This window comes from Stenotrophomonas sp. GD03819 (assembly GCF_029841665.1).
Classification (GTDB): Bacteria; Pseudomonadota; Gammaproteobacteria; order Xanthomonadales; family Xanthomonadaceae; genus Stenotrophomonas; species Stenotrophomonas geniculata.
In genome coordinates, this window is sequence record NZ_JAOCEW010000018.1 from 59,751 (window position 1) to 76,631 (window position 16,881).

At 66.5% G+C, this 16,881-nt stretch carries 12 protein-coding genes; 7 read left to right on the forward strand and 5 right to left on the reverse strand.

The window, feature by feature from the left end:
* Positions 1–56: 56 nt before the first annotated feature.
* Positions 57–650 (reverse strand): SMI1/KNR4 family protein, encoded by a 594-nt coding sequence (locus tag N5D45_RS12455; RefSeq protein ID WP_197657244.1) that lies wholly within the window; start codon positions 648–650, stop codon positions 57–59.
* 133 nt (positions 651–783) lie between these two features.
* Here N5D45_RS12455 and N5D45_RS12460 point away from each other — a divergent pair, with 133 nt between their 5' ends.
* Positions 784–1,569: a dienelactone hydrolase family protein gene (locus N5D45_RS12460; protein ID WP_049434513.1), complete on the forward strand. Its 786-nt coding sequence runs from the start codon at positions 784–786 to the stop codon at positions 1,567–1,569.
* 182 nt (positions 1,570–1,751) lie between these two features.
* Here the strand turns inward: N5D45_RS12460 and N5D45_RS12465 are convergent, their stop codons facing one another.
* Positions 1,752–2,750 carry a polyprenyl synthetase family protein gene (locus N5D45_RS12465; RefSeq protein WP_197657245.1) on the reverse strand — a complete coding sequence of 333 codons (999 nt, stop codon included), beginning with the start codon at positions 2,748–2,750 and terminating at the stop codon, positions 1,752–1,754.
* A 215-nt stretch (positions 2,751–2,965) separates the two neighbouring features.
* Between N5D45_RS12465 and N5D45_RS12470 the strand changes: the two genes are divergently transcribed.
* Entirely contained in the window at positions 2,966–4,579 is a 1,614-nt protein-coding gene (locus N5D45_RS12470; RefSeq protein ID WP_197657246.1) for an alpha-glucosidase family protein, read from the forward strand.
* Positions 4,580–4,762: 183 nt separating this feature from the next.
* Here the strand turns inward: N5D45_RS12470 and N5D45_RS12475 are convergent, their stop codons facing one another.
* Complete coding sequence (locus tag N5D45_RS12475; protein WP_279939033.1) at positions 4,763–7,531, reverse strand: TonB-dependent receptor; 2,769 nt, start codon at positions 7,529–7,531, stop codon at positions 4,763–4,765.
* A 277-nt stretch (positions 7,532–7,808) separates the two neighbouring features.
* A complete protein-coding gene (locus tag N5D45_RS12480; protein WP_197657148.1) occupies positions 7,809–9,863 on the reverse strand; it encodes a glycoside hydrolase family 97 protein in 2,055 nt (684 codons plus the stop codon).
* Between the two features lie 237 nt (positions 9,864–10,100).
* Between N5D45_RS12480 and N5D45_RS12485 the strand changes: the two genes are divergently transcribed.
* The 5 genes from N5D45_RS12485 to N5D45_RS12505 all read left to right on the forward strand — a co-directional run bounded on the left by N5D45_RS12485 (position 10,101) and on the right by N5D45_RS12505 (position 16,475).
* Positions 10,101–12,293, forward strand: coding sequence for a Six-hairpin glycosidase-like protein (locus tag N5D45_RS12485; RefSeq protein ID WP_228355128.1), 2,193 nt, complete (start codon positions 10,101–10,103; stop codon positions 12,291–12,293).
* The gene (locus N5D45_RS12490; protein ID WP_279939034.1) at positions 12,290–13,777 is read left to right on the forward strand and encodes an MFS transporter; all 1,488 of its coding nucleotides are present in this window, start codon (positions 12,290–12,292) and stop codon (positions 13,775–13,777) included. The genes N5D45_RS12485 and N5D45_RS12490 overlap by 4 nt, the downstream gene beginning before the upstream one ends.
* On the forward strand, positions 13,777–15,489 hold the full coding sequence (locus tag N5D45_RS12495) for an alpha-amylase family glycosyl hydrolase (protein ID WP_057502974.1): 1,713 nt from the start codon (positions 13,777–13,779) through the stop codon (positions 15,487–15,489). The genes N5D45_RS12490 and N5D45_RS12495 overlap by 1 nt, the downstream gene beginning before the upstream one ends.
* Positions 15,490–15,614: 125 nt before the next feature.
* The gene (locus N5D45_RS12500) at positions 15,615–16,001 is read left to right on the forward strand and encodes an SseB family protein (protein ID WP_010483507.1); all 387 of its coding nucleotides are present in this window, start codon (positions 15,615–15,617) and stop codon (positions 15,999–16,001) included.
* Between the two features lie 141 nt (positions 16,002–16,142).
* Positions 16,143–16,475, forward strand: coding sequence for a hypothetical protein (locus N5D45_RS12505; RefSeq protein ID WP_197657146.1), 333 nt, complete (start codon positions 16,143–16,145; stop codon positions 16,473–16,475).
* On the opposite strand, the gene N5D45_RS12510 is transcribed toward N5D45_RS12505, so the two are convergent.
* A complete protein-coding gene (locus N5D45_RS12510) occupies positions 16,465–16,845 on the reverse strand; it encodes a hypothetical protein (RefSeq protein WP_197657145.1) in 381 nt (126 codons plus the stop codon). The genes N5D45_RS12505 and N5D45_RS12510 overlap by 11 nt on opposite strands.
* Positions 16,846–16,881 lie beyond the last annotated feature (36 nt).

The following is a 16,881-nucleotide window of genomic DNA, read 5'->3' on the forward strand; positions in this document are numbered from 1 at the left end:
AGTGCCGGCCGCTGGCCGGCAACCCAGCGGGGAATTCATCCACACATGGCGTGGATCTACTGGTCTTCGTCGATGAACGCGTAAACGCCATCGATCAGCTGCTGCAGGTACGCATCGAAGCTCGGTGCGATCACCGCGTAGCTGTCCGGATCGTGCAGGTAGCGCACCACCTGGCCGACGGTGCCGCCCGGTGCCGGATCGAAATCCAGATACAGCATCGAGGTGCCACCGTTGTTCATGCAGTGCGAGAAACACAGCCGGCGGCTCATCGGCAGATCCGCATCGATGCCCTCGCCGAGAATCTCCGGCTCGTCATCCAGCCACTCTTCGTAGATGGAACGGATGCTGTCGTCCCACCGCTGCTGGTCCTCGAAGATCTGCGCGACCGATCGCAGGTAGTACGGATAGCCGCCGTCCTCGACATCCGAGCCGAGCATCAGCACGCAGACCTTGCCCGCGGGGTACTCCCGGTAGTGGGTGCCATCCACGCGCGACAGCAGCTCCACCAGGCTGCCCGGCACCTGCGGCCACTGCACACGCAGGCGCTGCAGGTCTTCGGCGCTGGCGCCCTGGACATGTGCCCACTGCGGGGCATCCTCGGCAGGCAAACGCGGGATCAGGCCAGACAGAAAGCGATCAACAAGATTCATGCGAAAAAAGGGGACGGAGGGGATTAAGTCGTATCCAACCACACCTGCGTCACGCCGCCAATGCAGAATGCGACGCGGGAGGGGCTATTACGGCTTAATCCCCTCCGTCCCCTTTTTCTTGCGGAGCAGGCGCATGAATCGTTGGCGATGCGGTGTGGCGGTGATCCTGGGGCTGGCGGCGATGCCGGCGTGGGCGGCGATGAAGACGCAGCCGGTGGAATGGAAACACCAGGGCACGACCTTCAGTGGCGTGCTGGTCTATGACGACGGCGAGCATGACAAGCGCCCTGGCCTGGTGATGGTGCCGAACTGGAAGGGCGTGAACGAATCGGCCATCGAGAAGGCCAAGCAGCTGGCCGGTGACGACTACGTGGTGCTGGTGGCCGATGTCTACGGCAAGGGTGTGCGGCCGAAGACCGATGCCGAGGCCGGGCCGGTGGCGACCAAGCTGCGCAACGACCGGCCGTTGCTGCGTGCCCGCGCGCTGGAGGCGGTGAACGTGCTCAAGGCGCAGGCCGGCAAGGTGCCGCTGGATGCCAGCCGGATCGGCGCGGTGGGCTTCTGTTTTGGCGGCACCACGGTGCTGGAGCTGGCCCGGGCCGGTGCGCCGCTGGCCGGTGTGGTGAGCCTGCACGGTGGATTGGGCTCGCCGTTGCCGGCGCAGGCCGGTGGCAGCCATCCGTCGGTGCTGGTGCTCAATGGCGCCGACGACAAGAGCGTGACCGCCGAGGACATCGCCGGTTTCCAGAAGGAAATGAACGCGGCCAAGGTCGATTGGGAGTTCACCAACTACAGTGGTGCGGTGCACTGCTTTGCCGAGCGCGATGCCAACAGTCCGCCGGGCTGCCAGTACAACGAACGGGCGGCCAAGCGCGCATGGAAGGCGCTGGATGAGTTCTTCGAGGAGCGGTTCCGGTAAACAAAGGCGTGCCGACCAAGGTTGGCACCCACCGATGTTCCAGTGCCGACCAAGGTTGGCACCCACCGATGTTCCAGTGCCGACCAAGGTTGGCACCCACCCATGTTCCAGTGCCGACCAATGGTCGGCATCCACCCACAGCCGCGGTAGGTGCCGACCGTTGGTCGGCACACCTCAATCGATCAATGCGAGCGCTGCACCGCGTAGCGGGCCAGGCCGCGCAGGGCGGCGACCGCGTCGTTGTCGCCCAGGCCATCGAGCGCGCGCTCGGCGGCTTCGGCGTATTCCTCCGCACGCGCGCGGCTGTACTCCAGGCCGCCGGTGGCGCGGATCGCAGCCAGCACTTCCGGCATCGCCGAGGCGTCGCCGTCCTGCACGATGGTGCGCAGGCGCTCGCGGGTGGCGTCGTCGGAGTGGGCCATCGCGTGGATCAGCGGCAACGTGGCCTTGCCCTCGGCGAGGTCGTCGCCCAGGTTCTTGCCCAGTTCCTCGGCGTTGGCCGAGTAGTCCAGCACGTCGTCGGCGATCTGGAACGCGTAGCCCAGGTGCATGCCGTAGTCGAACAGGGCCTGTTGCTTGGCTTCGTCCACGCCACTGGCCAGCGCGCCCAGGCGGGTGCCGGCGGCGAACAGCACCGCGGTCTTGCGCTCGATTACGCGGAGGTACGCGGCTTCGTCGGTATCGGGGTTGTGCACGTGCAGCAGCTGCAACACCTCACCCTCGGCGATGCGGTTGGTGGCATCGGCCAGGATCTGCATCACCGACATGCGCTCCAGTTCGACCATCAGCTGGAAGCTGCGCGAGTACAGGAAGTCGCCGACCAGCACGCTCGGTGCATTGCCCCACAGCGCGTTGGCGGTGCTGCGGCCACGGCGCAGGCTGGATTCGTCCACCACGTCGTCATGCAGCAGGGTGGAAGTGTGGATGAACTCGATGATTGCCGCCAGCTGGTGGTGATCCGGGCCGGCCTGGCCGACCGCATGGCCGGCCAGCATGACCAGCATCGGGCGCAGGCGCTTGCCGCCGGCGGAAATGATGTGGTCGGCGATCTGGTTGATCAGCACGACGTCCGAGGACAGCCGGCGCCGGATCACGGCGTCGACGGCGGCCATGTCGGCCGCAGCAAGCGACTGGATCTGGGGCAGGCCCAGGGCGGGACGGGTGTCTTCGGTGATGGTCATGCGATCAGGCTTTCAGGCTCGCCGTTGATTATAGGCGTTGCCCGTGAACTCCGGGCGCAAACCGGACTGGCACGCCGCTGCGGCGTGGTCACGCCAGCGGCCAGCGTGAATACGTATGCAGGCTGCGCCATGCCCTGGAGGCCACCGCTAAGCTTGCCGGAACAGGATTTCGGCCCGCTTCCGGTGGGCCCTGCATGCCCGGAGGGGGGCTGTCGATGTCGCACTATCCATGGTGGCGCGGAGCCGTCATCTACCAGATCTACCCGCGCAGCTACCTCGATGCCAACGGCGACGGGGTGGGTGACCTGCCGGGCATCATCGAGCGGCTGGACCACATCGCCGCGCTGGGCGTGGACGCGATCTGGATTTCGCCGTTCTTCAAGTCCCCCATGGCCGACTTCGGCTACGACATCGCCGACTACCGCGACGTCGACCCGCTGTTCGGCAGCCTGGACGACTTCGACCGGCTGCTGGCCAAGGCCCACGGCCTGGGCCTGAAGGTGATGATCGACCAGGTGCTGAGCCATACCTCGATCGAGCACGCCTGGTTCCGCGAGAGCCGCCAGGACCGCAGCAATCCGAAGGCCGACTGGTACGTGTGGGCCGATCCGCGCGAGGACGGCACTCCGCCCAACAACTGGCTGTCGCTGTTCGGCGGCGGCGCCTGGCAGTGGGAGCCGCGCCGTGAGCAGTACTACCTGCACAACTTCCTGGTCGACCAGCCGGACCTGAACTTCCACCACCCGGACGTGCAGCAGGCCACCCTGGACAACGTGCGCTTCTGGCTGGACCGCGGCGTGGACGGCTTCCGCCTGGACGCCATCAATTTCTGCTTCCACGACGCGCAGCTGCGCGACAACCCGCCAAAGCCCGCCGACAAGCGCGTGGGCCGCGGCTTCAGCCCGGACAACCCGTACGCGTACCAGTACCACTACTACAACAACACCCAGCCGGAGAACCTGCCCTTCCTGGAGCGCCTGCGCGCGCTGCTGGACGAGTACCCGGGCGCGGTGAGCCTGGGCGAGATCTCCTCGGAGGACTCGCTGGCCACCACCGCCGAGTACACCCGGGACGGCCGCCTGCACATGGGCTACAGCTTCGAACTGCTGGTGGACGACTACAGCGCGGCCTACATCCGCGACACGGTCTCCCGCCTGGAAGCGGCGATGACCGAAGGCTGGCCATGCTGGGCGGTTTCGAATCACGACGTGGAGCGGGCGGTCAGCCGTTGGGGCGGGCACCCGGCCGACCCGCGGCTGGCGCGGATGCTGGTGGCGCTGCTGTGCTCGCTGCGCGGCTCGGTGTGCCTGTACCAGGGCGAGGAGCTGGGCCTGGCCGAGGCCGAGGTGCCGTTCGAGGCCCTGCAGGACCCCTACGGCATCACCTTCTGGCCGAACTTCAAGGGCCGTGATGGCTGCCGCACGCCGATGCCGTGGACCGATGCGCCGCTGGCCGGTTTCACGTCCGGCCAGCCGTGGCTGCCGATTCCGGCCGAGCACCGGGCGGCGGCGGTGGCGGTGCAGGAACGCGACCCGCACTCGGTGCTGACCGCGTTCCGGGCATTCCTGGCCTGGCGGCGTAGTCAGCCGGCACTTCTGCATGGCAGCATCCGTTTCATCGAAAGTGCCGAGCCAGTGCTGCTGTTCGAGCGTATGCTTGCAGATGAAACCCTCCTGCTGGCCTTCAACCTGTCGGCCGAGGCGGTGAGCCATCCGCTGCCGCCGGGCAACTGGCAGCAGGTGACGGTACCGGGCCCGGATGCGGGCACGGTGCAGGGCAATGAACTCCAGCTGCCGCCGCGCGCGGTGTATTGCGCCCGACGCAGCTGACCGTTTTCTCCGGTGGCGGTACTTGCGGGGACGGGGCCGAAGCGCCCCGTCCCTTTTTTGTGGGTGGGCCTGGCCGACCAACGGCCGGCATCCGCGCAGAAGAAAACCCGCTGCCTGCGCAGCGGGTTTCCGGTCCTGCTCCCCATGTGTTGCCGGCCAGCGGCCGGCACTACCCGGTCGTGATCAGAACTTGTAGTTCACGCCCAGCATGTAGGTGCGGCCCCACTCGATGTACTCCAGCGGGCGGTCCTTGCTGCCGGCATAGGTGCGGTACGGCTCGTTGGTCAGGTTGCTGCCCTGCAGCAGCAGGGTCAGCCCGCGCAGGCTGCTGCTGTCGCTGAAGGTGTAGCTGACCTGTGCATCGGTCACGTTCTCGCCCACCACGTAACGCAGCGTGCGGTTGCCGTTGAAGTTGCCGATCTCACCAATGAAGTCCGAGCGGCGGCGCTGGCTCACGCGTGCTTCAAAGCCACTGCGCTCGTAGTAGGCGGTGAAGTTGTACACGCGCTTGGACAGGCCCGGCAGGCTGATCGGGCCACTGCCCACGCTGGAGGCGCTTTCCGGATCCAGGATGGTGATGTCGCTCTTGTTGAAGGTCGCGCTGGCCTGCACGCCGAAGCCGCGCAGGCTGTCGGTCAGCATCTCCAGCGGGAACGACCCGGTCAGCTCCAGCCCCTTCAACGTGCCGCCCTTGCCGTTCTGCGGCGTGGAGAAGATACCGGTGGTCAGCACCGGTGCGGTCATGCCCGGCGGCGGCACGTAATTGCCCAGCAGGCCGCTGAAGTCGTAGTTGTCCACCGACTGCGTGTAGACGTAGCTTTTCAGGTCCTTGTAGAAGATCGCCGCTGCGACGTAGGCCTTCTCGCCGAAGTACTTCTCATAGGACAGGTCCAGCGCGGTCGCGCGCCACGGATCCAGCAGCGGATTGCCGCCGCTGCCACCGGGGCGGCCGTTGTTGGTATCCACACCGAACTCCAGGCCGGCACGCATCTGGTCCACGCGCGGGCGCGCGACCTGCTTGGCGGCGGCGAAGCGCAATGTCTGCTGGTGCGGGAACATGAACACCAGGTTCAAGCTCGGCAACCAATCCTTGTAGGTCTTGCCGGCAGAGAAGGGCTGGATGTTGCTGCCCGCCGGCTGCGAGCTGTCCCAGTAGCGCGAATCCGAGCTCTGGTCGGTGTGCTGCATCTGTACGCCGATGTTGCCGCGCACGCCGACCACGCCGATGTCGGTGTTGATGTTCAGGCGTGCCCACGCGGTGGTGATCTTCTCCTCGACCGTCCACGACTTGGGAATCAGGTAGTCCAGGTTGTCGACCGGGTTGAAGGTCATGTAGCGACCCACCGCCGCCGGCACGTTCCACGAGGGGATGTAGCCGATGCCGGCGAAACCGAGGTTGACCGGGCGGTACTGCAGGTCCGGGGCGATGGTGGATTCACCCTGAGCACCGAGCAGGATGTTGCCTTCGGCCTGGGCCTTCTGCTTGCGGCGGTCGGCATAGTTCACGCCCACGTCCACATCCGAGAACCAGCTGGACATGGCTTCAGGAACCGGCAGCGTCGCCGCCAGCTTGGCGCCCTTCAAGCGGTCTTCAACTTCCGGCACCTTGCCGTAGCCGGAACCATAGATCGTATTGGTCAGGAAGAGGCTGTCCGGATTGGAATAGTCGCGCCCCGGCGTGATCTGCGAGAAGCTGTTGTTGTTCACCACCAGGCCGATCGTATCGAACTGCGGGCGCGGCACCAGCTGCAGGTTGTTTTCCAGGTTGATCTCGCGGCGGGTCGCCTTCGAGTAGTTCAGGTCGGCGACCAGTTTCACGCCGCCGACGTTGAACTCGTTGTTCCAGCCGAACGCGTCGATCTTGTCCTTGCGCTTGTTGTACATGCCGCGGACCAGCGGGTACGCATTGCTGATCGTGCCACCGGTGAAGCTGCCATCGGCATTGCGGCCGACATTGCTGAACACCGGCAGGATCGCGTTGGGATTGTTGCTGTCCTCGCCATTGCCACTGAGGCTCAGCTCGAACTGGTTGGCGGTGTCGATCTGCTCGGCTTCGGTGTGGAAGGCGTCGAAGGTGCTGGTCCAGCTGTTGCTCGGGCGGAACTGGATCGTCGCCATCACGCCGTCGCGCTTGTTGTTGCCGGTACGGCGCAGCGCCTTGATGCCATCGGTGAAGTAGGTGCCTGGCGCGATTCCGCGACGCTCGCCCTTGTCGGTGTGCTCGGTGGTCCAGGGCTCGTAGAGGCCGACCTGGTTCTCCTGGATCGGCATGTCGCTGTGCGCGTAACCGATGGCGATGCCCAGGGTGTTGTCGAAGAACTGGTCGATGTAGCTGGCACTGAAGCGGTTGCCATACGGATCGATGTTGGCGGCGCGGCCCAGGGAGCTCTTCTGGTAGCGGCCGCTGACCGCGATCACGCGCTCGCCGAAGCTGAGCGGGCGTGCGGTCTGCATGTCGATGGTGCCCGACAGGCCCTGGCCGACCAGGGCCGCGTCCGGGGTCTTGTAGACGGTCACGCCGTTGACCAGCTCGGACGGGTACTGGTCGAACTCGACACCGCGGTTGTCGCCGGTGCTGACCACTTCACGCCCATTGAGCAGGGTGGTGGCGAAGTCGGGTGACAGGCCGCGCACGCTGATCACCTGCGCACGGCCGGCAACGCGCTGGGCGGCCAGGCCGGGAAGGCGCGAGATGGATTCGGCGATGCTGACGTCGGGCAGCTTGCCGATGTCTTCGGCGGAAATCGCCTCGACCACCGAGGTGGCGTCCTGCTTGATCGCGATCGCGTTTTCGATGCCGCGGCGGATGCCGGTGACCTGCACCGTATCCAGGTTGGTGGCGGCGGTGGCGGCCGGCGTGGTGGTGCTCTGCGTGGACTGTGCAGACGCCAGCGTCGGCGCCAGGACAACGGCCAGCGCGATGCTCAGCGCGCTGCGCTTGTGGTTCAACATTTTCCCCTCCCAGGCAATGTTGCAGATCGATTCGTGAACGTCCCGGAGTGACCGTGGACGTGCGACGCGGTGGCCGCTGTCGTCGCCGCTATGGTAGGCAGCGCGTTCTTCGCGGGAATCACCCTGCATACGTATTCAATGCCGTTTGCAGGGGTGTAATCGCTTTCAGGTGCATCGTTCTGTAGAGCCGAGCCCATGCTCGGCTGCGTTCCGGTGCTGCGCACCGCCGCCCGAGCGTGGACTCGGGCGCTACAGCGGCGCGCAGGCAGGAAGACGTTCAACGGATAGGCGTGAAGCGAATGGCCTGCCCACCGCCCGGTGCCAGTACCAGCGTCACTGCATCGGCGCTGGTCACCTCGCGGGTTTCGCGTGCGAACGCGAACGGGTTGCTGCGGAAATCAGCGCCCTCGCCATCGCGGTAGATCTCGGCGCGATAGCGCACGCCGGGTTCCAGGAAGCCCAGCGACACCGGCAGCACGCGGCCGTGTTCATCGGTGATGCTGCCGAGGAACCAGTCGCGGCTGTTGCGGTCGCGGCGCACGATCGTCACGTAGTCGCCCACCTCGCCATCGAGCACGCGGCTCTGCTCCCAGTCCACCGCCACGTCTTCGATGAAGCGGAACGCCTCGCGATGCTGCAGGTAGTGCTCGGGCAGGTCGGCGGCCATCTGGATCGGGCTGTACAGCACCACGTACAGCGCCAGCTGGCGCGCCAGCGTGCTGGGAATGGCCTGGCCGTGGCGGCCCTTCAGGCTGAGGATGCCGGGGGTGTAATCCATCGGCCCGGCCAGCATCCGGGTGAACACCAGGTTGACCTCGTGCTCCGGCGGGTTCGGCGGCTGGCCCCAGGCGTTGTACTCCATGCCGCGTGCGCCTTCGCGCGAGATCCAATTGGGGTAGGTGCGGCGCAGGCCGGTATCCTTGATCGGCTCATGCGGGTTCACCGACAGGTGCCGGCGCGCGGCCTCCTGCACCACCTTCAGGTGATGGCGGGCCATGAACTGCCCGTCGTGCCACTCGCGCCAGAGCGAGCCGCCAGCCGGATTTCGCCGGTCGACCTGGCCATCGTCGCAGACGTAGCCGGTCTTGAACTGGTCCACCCCCAGCCGTGCGTACAGGTCCAGCGCGGCGCCCAACTGATCCTCGTAGTGCTCGATGGCACAGCCGGTTTCGTGGTGGCCGATCAGGTGCACGCCCTTTTTCAGGCCATACGCCGACAGCGCTTCGATATCGAAATCGGGCGTGGCGCGGGTGAAATCAAAGTTGTAGCCATTACCCACCCACATGCCGTCCCAGCCCGGATTCCAGCCTTCCACCAGCACGCCGCGGAAGCCGTGCGCAGCAGCGAAGTCGATCACCTTCTTCGTCCTGGCGGTGGTGGCCGCATGCTTCGGCCCGGTCGCCCAGCTCTCGTTGTCCAGGTGCATCGACCACCACACCCCGAGGTACTTGGCGGGCTTCACCCAGCTCACGTCGCCCAGCGCATTGGGTTCGTTGAGGTTGAGGATCAGGTCCGATTCGATCAGGCCACCCGCGCGGTCAGCAACCTGCAGCGTGCGCCAGGGTGTGGCGAAGGGGAGGGCACGGCGCACCTTCCAGCCTTCGGCCGAGGGCGAGAGCTGCGCGCGCAGGCGCTGGCCCTCGGTGCGGCGCAGCCACATGCCGGCGTAGTCCACCAGCGCAGCCTCGTGGATCGCCACGTGCAGGCCATCGCGGCTGCGCAGGGTCATCGGCGTATGCACCAGCGGCACTTCGCGCAGCGGGGTACGCTGGTACAGGTACTCGTAATGGATCGGTTCGCCGGCGGGAATCCACCAGGCGGTGGAATCCTGTGCGATGGCAAACTCGGTCAGCTCGTCATCGATGATCGCTTCGCGCAGGTTCGGCTGCTCGGGGAACACGTAGCGGAAGCCGATGCCGTCGTCGTAGACGCGGAACACCACATCCAGCCGCCGCTTGCTGCCCGTGGTCTCGGCCAGCTGCACGGTCAGCTCGTTGAAGTGGTTGCGGGTGACCCGGCGCTCGCCCCACGGCTGCTCCCAACTGTCGTCGACGCTGCGCCGCTGCTGGCCGAGCAGGGCGAAATCGCGGTCCAGGCGGCCATCGCGCAGGGCGAAGCCGAGCTTCGAATCCTCCACCACGGGCTCGCCGAAACGCTCGACGCGGTAGCGGGCGGTGCCGCCGTCCAGCACCAGGCTGACCTTCAGCACCTTGCCGGGTGATTCGACGCTGGCGACCTGTGGCGCGGCCTGTGCCAGCGTGGCCCAGGCCAACAGGGCCAGGCCGAGCAGGTGCGCGATTGCCGCGCGTACAGCAGTGGGTGACATCGGCAGTTTCCCTCCCAAGGCGCCGTTGGCAGACCCGGACCATAAGCCAGCACAGCAGGCGCGCTACCGCGTGGCGCCATGAATACGTATGCAGCTGGACGCAGCCGACAGCCCCGCGTCTACCATGGGGCCAAGGCACCTTGAGGGAGGGGCCGTGCCCGCCCGCCGGCAACGACGGTGCGGACCTACAACGCGTGCAGAGAGGGAGGGAGGCCGACGGGCGCAAGCCGGTCCGCCGCTTCGATGCTGAAGATCATTTGCCTGACCGCTGCCCTGGGGGCAGCGCTGGGATCGACCGCGCAGGCGGCCGACCTGCAATTCGACGGCCGCCATGCGCGTGCCGAAGCCGCTGCCAACGGCAGCTTCGTACTGCATGCGCCGAAAGGTGAGGTGCGTATCGCGCCCATGCCGATGCGCAGCCAGACCGGCAGCGTGATGTTCGACGCGCTGTTCGCGCTGGCCCAGCAGGAAATGGACCAGGACCGTGTGGACGCGATTCGCGATCCTGCGTTCGACGAAGGCCGGCCGGTGCCGTGCGAGTGCTTCCAGACCGGCGCGCGCTGGCCCTATGTGTGGACCCGCGATGTCAGCTTCGCCGCCGATCTGGCGCTGGCGCGGCTGGACCCGCAACGCACCCGGCAGTCGCTGCAGTTCAAGCTGTCGGCGGCCCGAGATGGTCACACGCCCGGCCTGTTCGTGGCGCAGGACACCGGGTCCGGCGGCAGCTGGCCGATCAGCAGCGACCGCGTGGTGTGGTTCCTGGCCGCGCGCCACCTGCTGGATGATCCGGCGTTTGCCGATCAGGTCTGGCAGGCGCTGCAGGGCACGCTGGCCCAGGACCGCGCGATGGTGTTCGACGCGCAGGTGGGCCTGTACCGCGGCGAGACCTCGTTCCTGGACTGGCGCGAGCAGACCTATCCGGACTGGACCCGCGAGGACGTGCGCTTCATCGGTGATTCCTACGCGCTATCCACCAACGTACTGCACTACCAGGCGCTGCGCCTGGCCGAACGCCTGGCCGGCCAGCGCGGCGATGCCCGCGCGGACGAGTACAAGGCGTGGGCCGATGCGTTGGCGCAGCAGATCGATGCGCGCTTCTGGCGGGAGGACATGGGCCAGTACATGAGCTACATCGGCGAAGCGGCGCACCCGGTGCCGTACGCCAAGGTCGATCTGCTGGGCCTGTCGCTGGGTATCCTGGCCGACGTGCTGCCGACCGGGCGTGCGCGCCGTGCGCTGGCGGCGTACCCGATCGGGCCGGCCGGCAGTCCGGTGGTCTGGCCGCAGGAAGGGCAGCAGCCGATCTATCACAACCGCGCCATCTGGCCGTTCGTCAGCGCCTATTCGCTGCGCGCGGCGCGCCAGCTGGATGATGTCCCGCGCATTGCCGCCGAGATCCGTTCGCTGATGCGCGGCGCCGCGCTGGCCGGTTCCAACATGGAAAACTACGAGCTTGTCAGCCAGGCCGTGCATGTGGACGAAGGCGCGCTGAGCGGGCCGGTGGTCAATTCCGAGCGCCAGCTGTGGTCGGTGGCCGGCTATCTGGCCATGGTCACCGAAGGCGTGTTCGGCGTGCAGGACGATGGCCGCGTGCAGCCCAAGCTGCCGGCCGCGCTGGTGCCGGAACTGTTCGGCACACATTCCCGTATCACGTTGGAAGCCAACGGCAAGCGCTATGTGCTGGAGCGCCCGCAGAACGTGGGCGATGGCCTGCTGGTGGCCGGCAGAGCCACCACGCGTGGCAGCACCACGACAGTGCAGCTGGTCGCCGCCCCGGCAGCAACCGGTTTAGCTGCCACGGCTGCGGATGCCAACGTGCGTGCGCCGGCCACGCCGGTTGCGCCGCAGGCCCCGCGCAAGGGCACGGGCTGGAACGTTCCGGTGGCAGCCGATCAGGTGCTGTGGAAGGACGGCAAGGCGGTCACCGCCAGCAACGGCGTGGCGCGCATCAACGACGATGGCCTGCAGCATTGCCTCAGCCTGACCCGGCGCGAAGGCACGTTGGAATCGCTGCACAGCCCGATGCTCTGCGTCGGTCCGCAGCAGGTGCTGAAGGGCGAGGAACGCTGGCAGTTCACCTCGGCCAAGGCCGGGCAGGTGCGCCTGCGCCTGCAGTACCGCAACCCGAACGGGCCGATCAACACCGGCGTCACGGCTGCAGTCAAGCAGCTGGTGCTGCAGTGCCCGGGCCAGCCTTTGCAGCGGCATACGGTTGCGATGCCGCACAGCGTGGCCGTGCAGGACTCGACCTCGGCAACGTTCACCGTGCCCAAGGGGCCGTGCACGGTCGCGCTTGAAGAAGGCTTCAACATGAGCGCGCTGCAGCATTTCGCGCACTACACCGGCGGAAAGGGCGGGCGCGACGGCGTGCTCAACCAGGCGCAGGTGCAGGCGTTGAAGGTGACGCAGGTGGCGGCGGAAGAGGACGCACGATGAATCGTCCCGCCAAGCCACAACTGTCGTTCTGGCAGATCTGGAACATGTGTTTCGGCTTCCTCGGCATCCAGTTCGGGTTCGCCCTGCAGAACGCCAACGCCAGCCGCATCTTCGAGACGCTGGGCGCGGACATCGACGCGGTACCTGGATTGTGGATCGCCGCGCCGCTGACCGGCCTGCTGGTGCAGCCGGTGATCGGTTACCTGTCCGACCGCACCTGGACCCGCTGGGGGCGCCGTCGTCCATACTTCATGATCGGTGCGGTGCTGACCACGCTGGCCCTGCTGGTGATGCCGAATTCGCCAACGCTGTGGATCGCCGCCGGTACGCTGTGGGTGCTGGATGCCTCGATCAACGTATCGATGGAGCCATTCCGCGCCTTCGTCGGCGACCAGCTGGCGCCACGCCAGCGCCCCACCGGCTATGCCATGCAGAGCTTCTTCATCGGCGTGGGCGCCATCGTCGCCAGCTTCCTGCCGTTCATCCTGGCCCACTTCGGCGTCGCCAATACGGCCGCCGCAGGTGAAGTGCCGGACACCGTGCGCTATGCGTTCTACTTCGGCGCGGTGGTGCTGCTGGCGGCGATCACCTGGACGGTGGTCAGCACCCGCGAATATTCACCGGCGGAGCTGGCCGGGTTCGATGATGCCGAGCCGCCGGCACATTACGCGGCGGCGACGATCAGCGGTCCGGCGCCCTGGACGCAGGTGGCCGTATGGCTGGGGCTGGGCGTGCTGCTGGCGCTGCTGATCGCGTGGCGGCAGGGCGACCGGATGCTGTACGTGCTGGCCGGCCTGTGTGCCGGCTACGGCCTGCTGCTGGCCGTGGCCGGCGCGTTGCCTGGCACGCATATGCTGGCCGCCATCGTGGGCGACCTGCGGGCGATGCCGGTCACGATGCGGCGGCTGGCCTGGGTGCAGTTCTTCTCGTGGTTCGCGCTGTTCGCCATGTGGATCTACACCACTGCCGCAGTGGCCGGTGTCCACTTCGGTTCGGACGACCCGAAGACGGCGGCCTACAACGAGGGCGCCAACTGGGTGGGCGTACTGTTCGGCGCCTACAACGGCTTCGCTGCGCTGGCCGCGGTACTGATTCCACCGATGGTGCGTGCCATCGGCCTGCGCTGGAGCCACCTGCTCAACCTGTGGTTGGGTGGCGCCGGTCTGGTATCGCTGATGTTCATCCGCGACCCGCACTGGCTGCTGCTGTCGATGGCCGGCGTCGGCTTCGCCTGGGCGTCGATCCTCTCACTGCCCTACGCACTGCTGTCCGACAGCGTGCCGGCGTCGAAGATGGGCGTGTACATGGGCATCTTCAATTTCTTCATCGTGATCCCGCAGCTGGTCGCGGCCAGCGCGCTCGGTTTTGCCCTGCGCGCCTGGCTGGGTGGTCAACCGATGCATGTGCTGGTGCTGGGCGGCTGCAGCCTGTTCGTCGCCGGCCTGTGCGTGCTGCGGGTTCCGTCCCGTCCGGAGGTGGTGTGATGCGTGGTGTGCTGTCTGTTGCTGTTTCCCTGGTGCTGGCTGGTCAGGCGGTGGCCGCGCCGCGTCCGGACTACGTCGGTACCACCGAACCGTTCGCCAGTGATGCGGTGTATTTCGTGGTCACCGACCGCTTCGTCAACGGCGATCCGTCCAACGATCACCGCGACCAGGGCGGCAAGCACCGCACCTTCGATATCCCGGTGCCGTGCCCGGACAAGGTGGACGGCAACATCGGTTACCTCGGTGGTGATTTCCGCGGCGTGCTCGACAATGCGCAGTACATCCGCAATCTGGGGTTCGGCGCGGTGTGGATCACGCCGATCGTGGACAACCCGGACGAAGCCTTTACCGGCAGCAAGCCGATCAGCTGCACCAGCACGCTGACCGACCGTGGCAAGACCGGCTACCACGGCTACTGGGGCATCAATTTCTACAAACTCGATGAACACCTGCCCAGCAAGGACCTGGACTTTGCCGGATTGACCAAGGGCCTGCACGGTGCTGGCTTGAAGGTGGTGCTGGATATCGTGGGCAACCACGGTTCGCCGGCCTGGACCATGCCGACGCGGCAGCCACAGTTCGGCCAGATCTTCGACCGGGATGGAAAACTGATTGCCGACCACCAGAACCTGCCCCCGCAGAAACTGGATCCGAAGCACAACCCGCTGCACGCGTTCTACAACAACGTTGGTCCGGTCGACAGCAAGGATGGCTCGATCTTCGATGGCAACCTGGCCGAGCTGTCCGACTTCAACCAGGACAATCCGGCGGTGATGGAGTACCTGGTCGGCGCCTACCTGCAGTGGACCGCGCAGGGCGTGGACGCGTTGCGCATCGACACCATCGGCTGGCTGCCGCACCCGTGGTGGCATGAATTCGTCAAGCGCATCCGCGCCGAGCATCCGGGCATGTTCATGTTTGGCGAAGCCTTCGACTACAACGCGGCGACCATTGCCGAGCACACCTGGCCGGCCAACGCCAATGTCAGCGTGCTCGACTTCCCGCTGCGCGGTGCACTGGAGCAGACCTTCGGCACCGCCGGCAAGGGCTTTGAAACGCTGGCCGAGCCGCTGCACCTGAGCGGGGGGCCGTACGCCAACCCGTACGAGCTGATGAGCTTCTACGACAACCACGACATGCCGCGCCTGCAGGCCAGCGACAGCGGTTTCATCGATGCGCACAACTGGCTGTTCACCGCGCGCGGCATTCCGGTGGTCTATTACGGCTCGGAGACCGGTTTCATGCGTGGCCGCGCCGAGCACGCCGGCAACCGCGCCTACTTCGGCCAGCCGCGTGTGGATGCGGCGCCGAAGAGCCCCATCTTCGCGCCGCTGCAGCGTATCGCGCGACTGCGTGAAGCCACCCCGGCGCTGCAGCGCGGCCTGCAGGTGAACGAGCGCCTGCAGGGTGATGAGGCGGTGTTCTTCCGTGTGCTGCAGCAGGGCGAGGTGGCGCAGACCGCGCTGGTGCTGCTGAACAAGGGCGACCAGGCCAGGAGCTTCACCGTGGCGCGTTACGTCCAGGCTGGCCGCTGGCGTGATGCGCTGGACGGCGGTTCGTTGCAGGTGGATGCCTCCCTGAAGGCCGAAGTGCCTGCGCATGGCGTGAAGGTGTACGTGCTGGATGCCGCCGTGCAGCAGCCAGCGCTGCAGGTCGAGCTGGACAAGGCGATGACCGACCAGAAGGCTCGGGACCAGCGTCTGGGACGGTGAGGGCGCCGCCGGGCATGGCCCGGCGCTACCGCTCTGGTGGGTGCCAACCTCGGTTGGCACGCTCTTCGAGCAGTCGAGCAGGCTCGACCCTACAATAGGCCCCCCTCACGCCCTGCCGTACCGCCATGACCGACCTCGCCCCGCAGACCCCGATCGAAACCCTGCTGAAGGCGGCGATGGACGGGGCGGTGCCGATCCGCGCCTTCATGGAGGCCTTCGTCGCTTCCGAGGTCGTGCTGCTGACCGGCAGCCTGGTCACGCCCGACGGCAGCGGCTTCGACCCGCTGCTGTTCGACAAGCAGGGCATCCTGCACGTGGCCGTGTTCACCGATCCATCGCGGGTGGGCATCTACAGCCAGCAGGCCCAACACCAGATCCGCTGGTTGATGCTGGACGTTCTGCGCCGCGTGCCGGGGGGCTACGGCGTGGTGATCAACCCAGGCACTCCGCTGGGCTTCGAGATCTCGCCCAGCGGCGTCGGCGAGATCCTGAAGGACTTCGCGCAGGGCTGATTGTCCTGTAGAGCCGAGCCCATGCTCGGCTGCCGTTCGCGCAATGCCGGATCAGTCGAGCACGGCCCGACCCTACAGAACGCTTCCCTTCGGGTGCCGTACGTGATCCCCTTTGGTTGACACCAGGATCGAGGCTCTGCCATGGAATTGAGGGAACTACCTGCCGGCTCACCAGCACGATCACGCCATTCCCGCTCCGCACTGATCTTCCTGATCTCAGCGATCGCTGCCGCGCTGGTGTCCATGCCCCTGCTGCGCGCGGTGGGCATGGTGCTGTGGCCGGTGTTCGTCATTGCCTGGCTGATCAACCTGGGCGCGGCCTGGCATCTGGCCCAGTGGGCACGCCAGCAGGGCCGTTCGGCGTGGGCGTTCGGGTTGCCGGCAGCGTTCGGCACCGTCGCCTCGATCGTGGTCTATGTGCTGCTGGCATTGCTGGGGCCGAAGGCCGGGCCTCAGCCGGAAATCACCGGCTGAGTGCTTCGTTCCACTCGTTCCACAGGACACCGTCCACGGCGGTGAGCAATGTCTGCTGGACCTCGATCAGCGTGTTCATCTCATCCAGCACCGACTCCAGGTCGGTGATTGAGATCTCGAATCTGGCCATGCACTGGCTCATGGCATGTACGTGTTCGGTGCCATGCGCTAGCTCGATGGCTTCCTGGAGGACATGGGGCGCGTCGTTGAGAGAGAGCCCCAGACGAACGTCTTCATCGCCCGTAATGAGAACGCTGTTCTCACCCACCTCCAATTCGAGCTCAAGACCACAGTCAGCCAGTACCTTGGCTGCCCAGTTCAGTGATGCGGAAATCCTGTGTGCATCGAAGTAGATATGGCTGGATGTCATCGCGGCTTCTCGAAGGTTCGCGGAGAGTATCGTTTG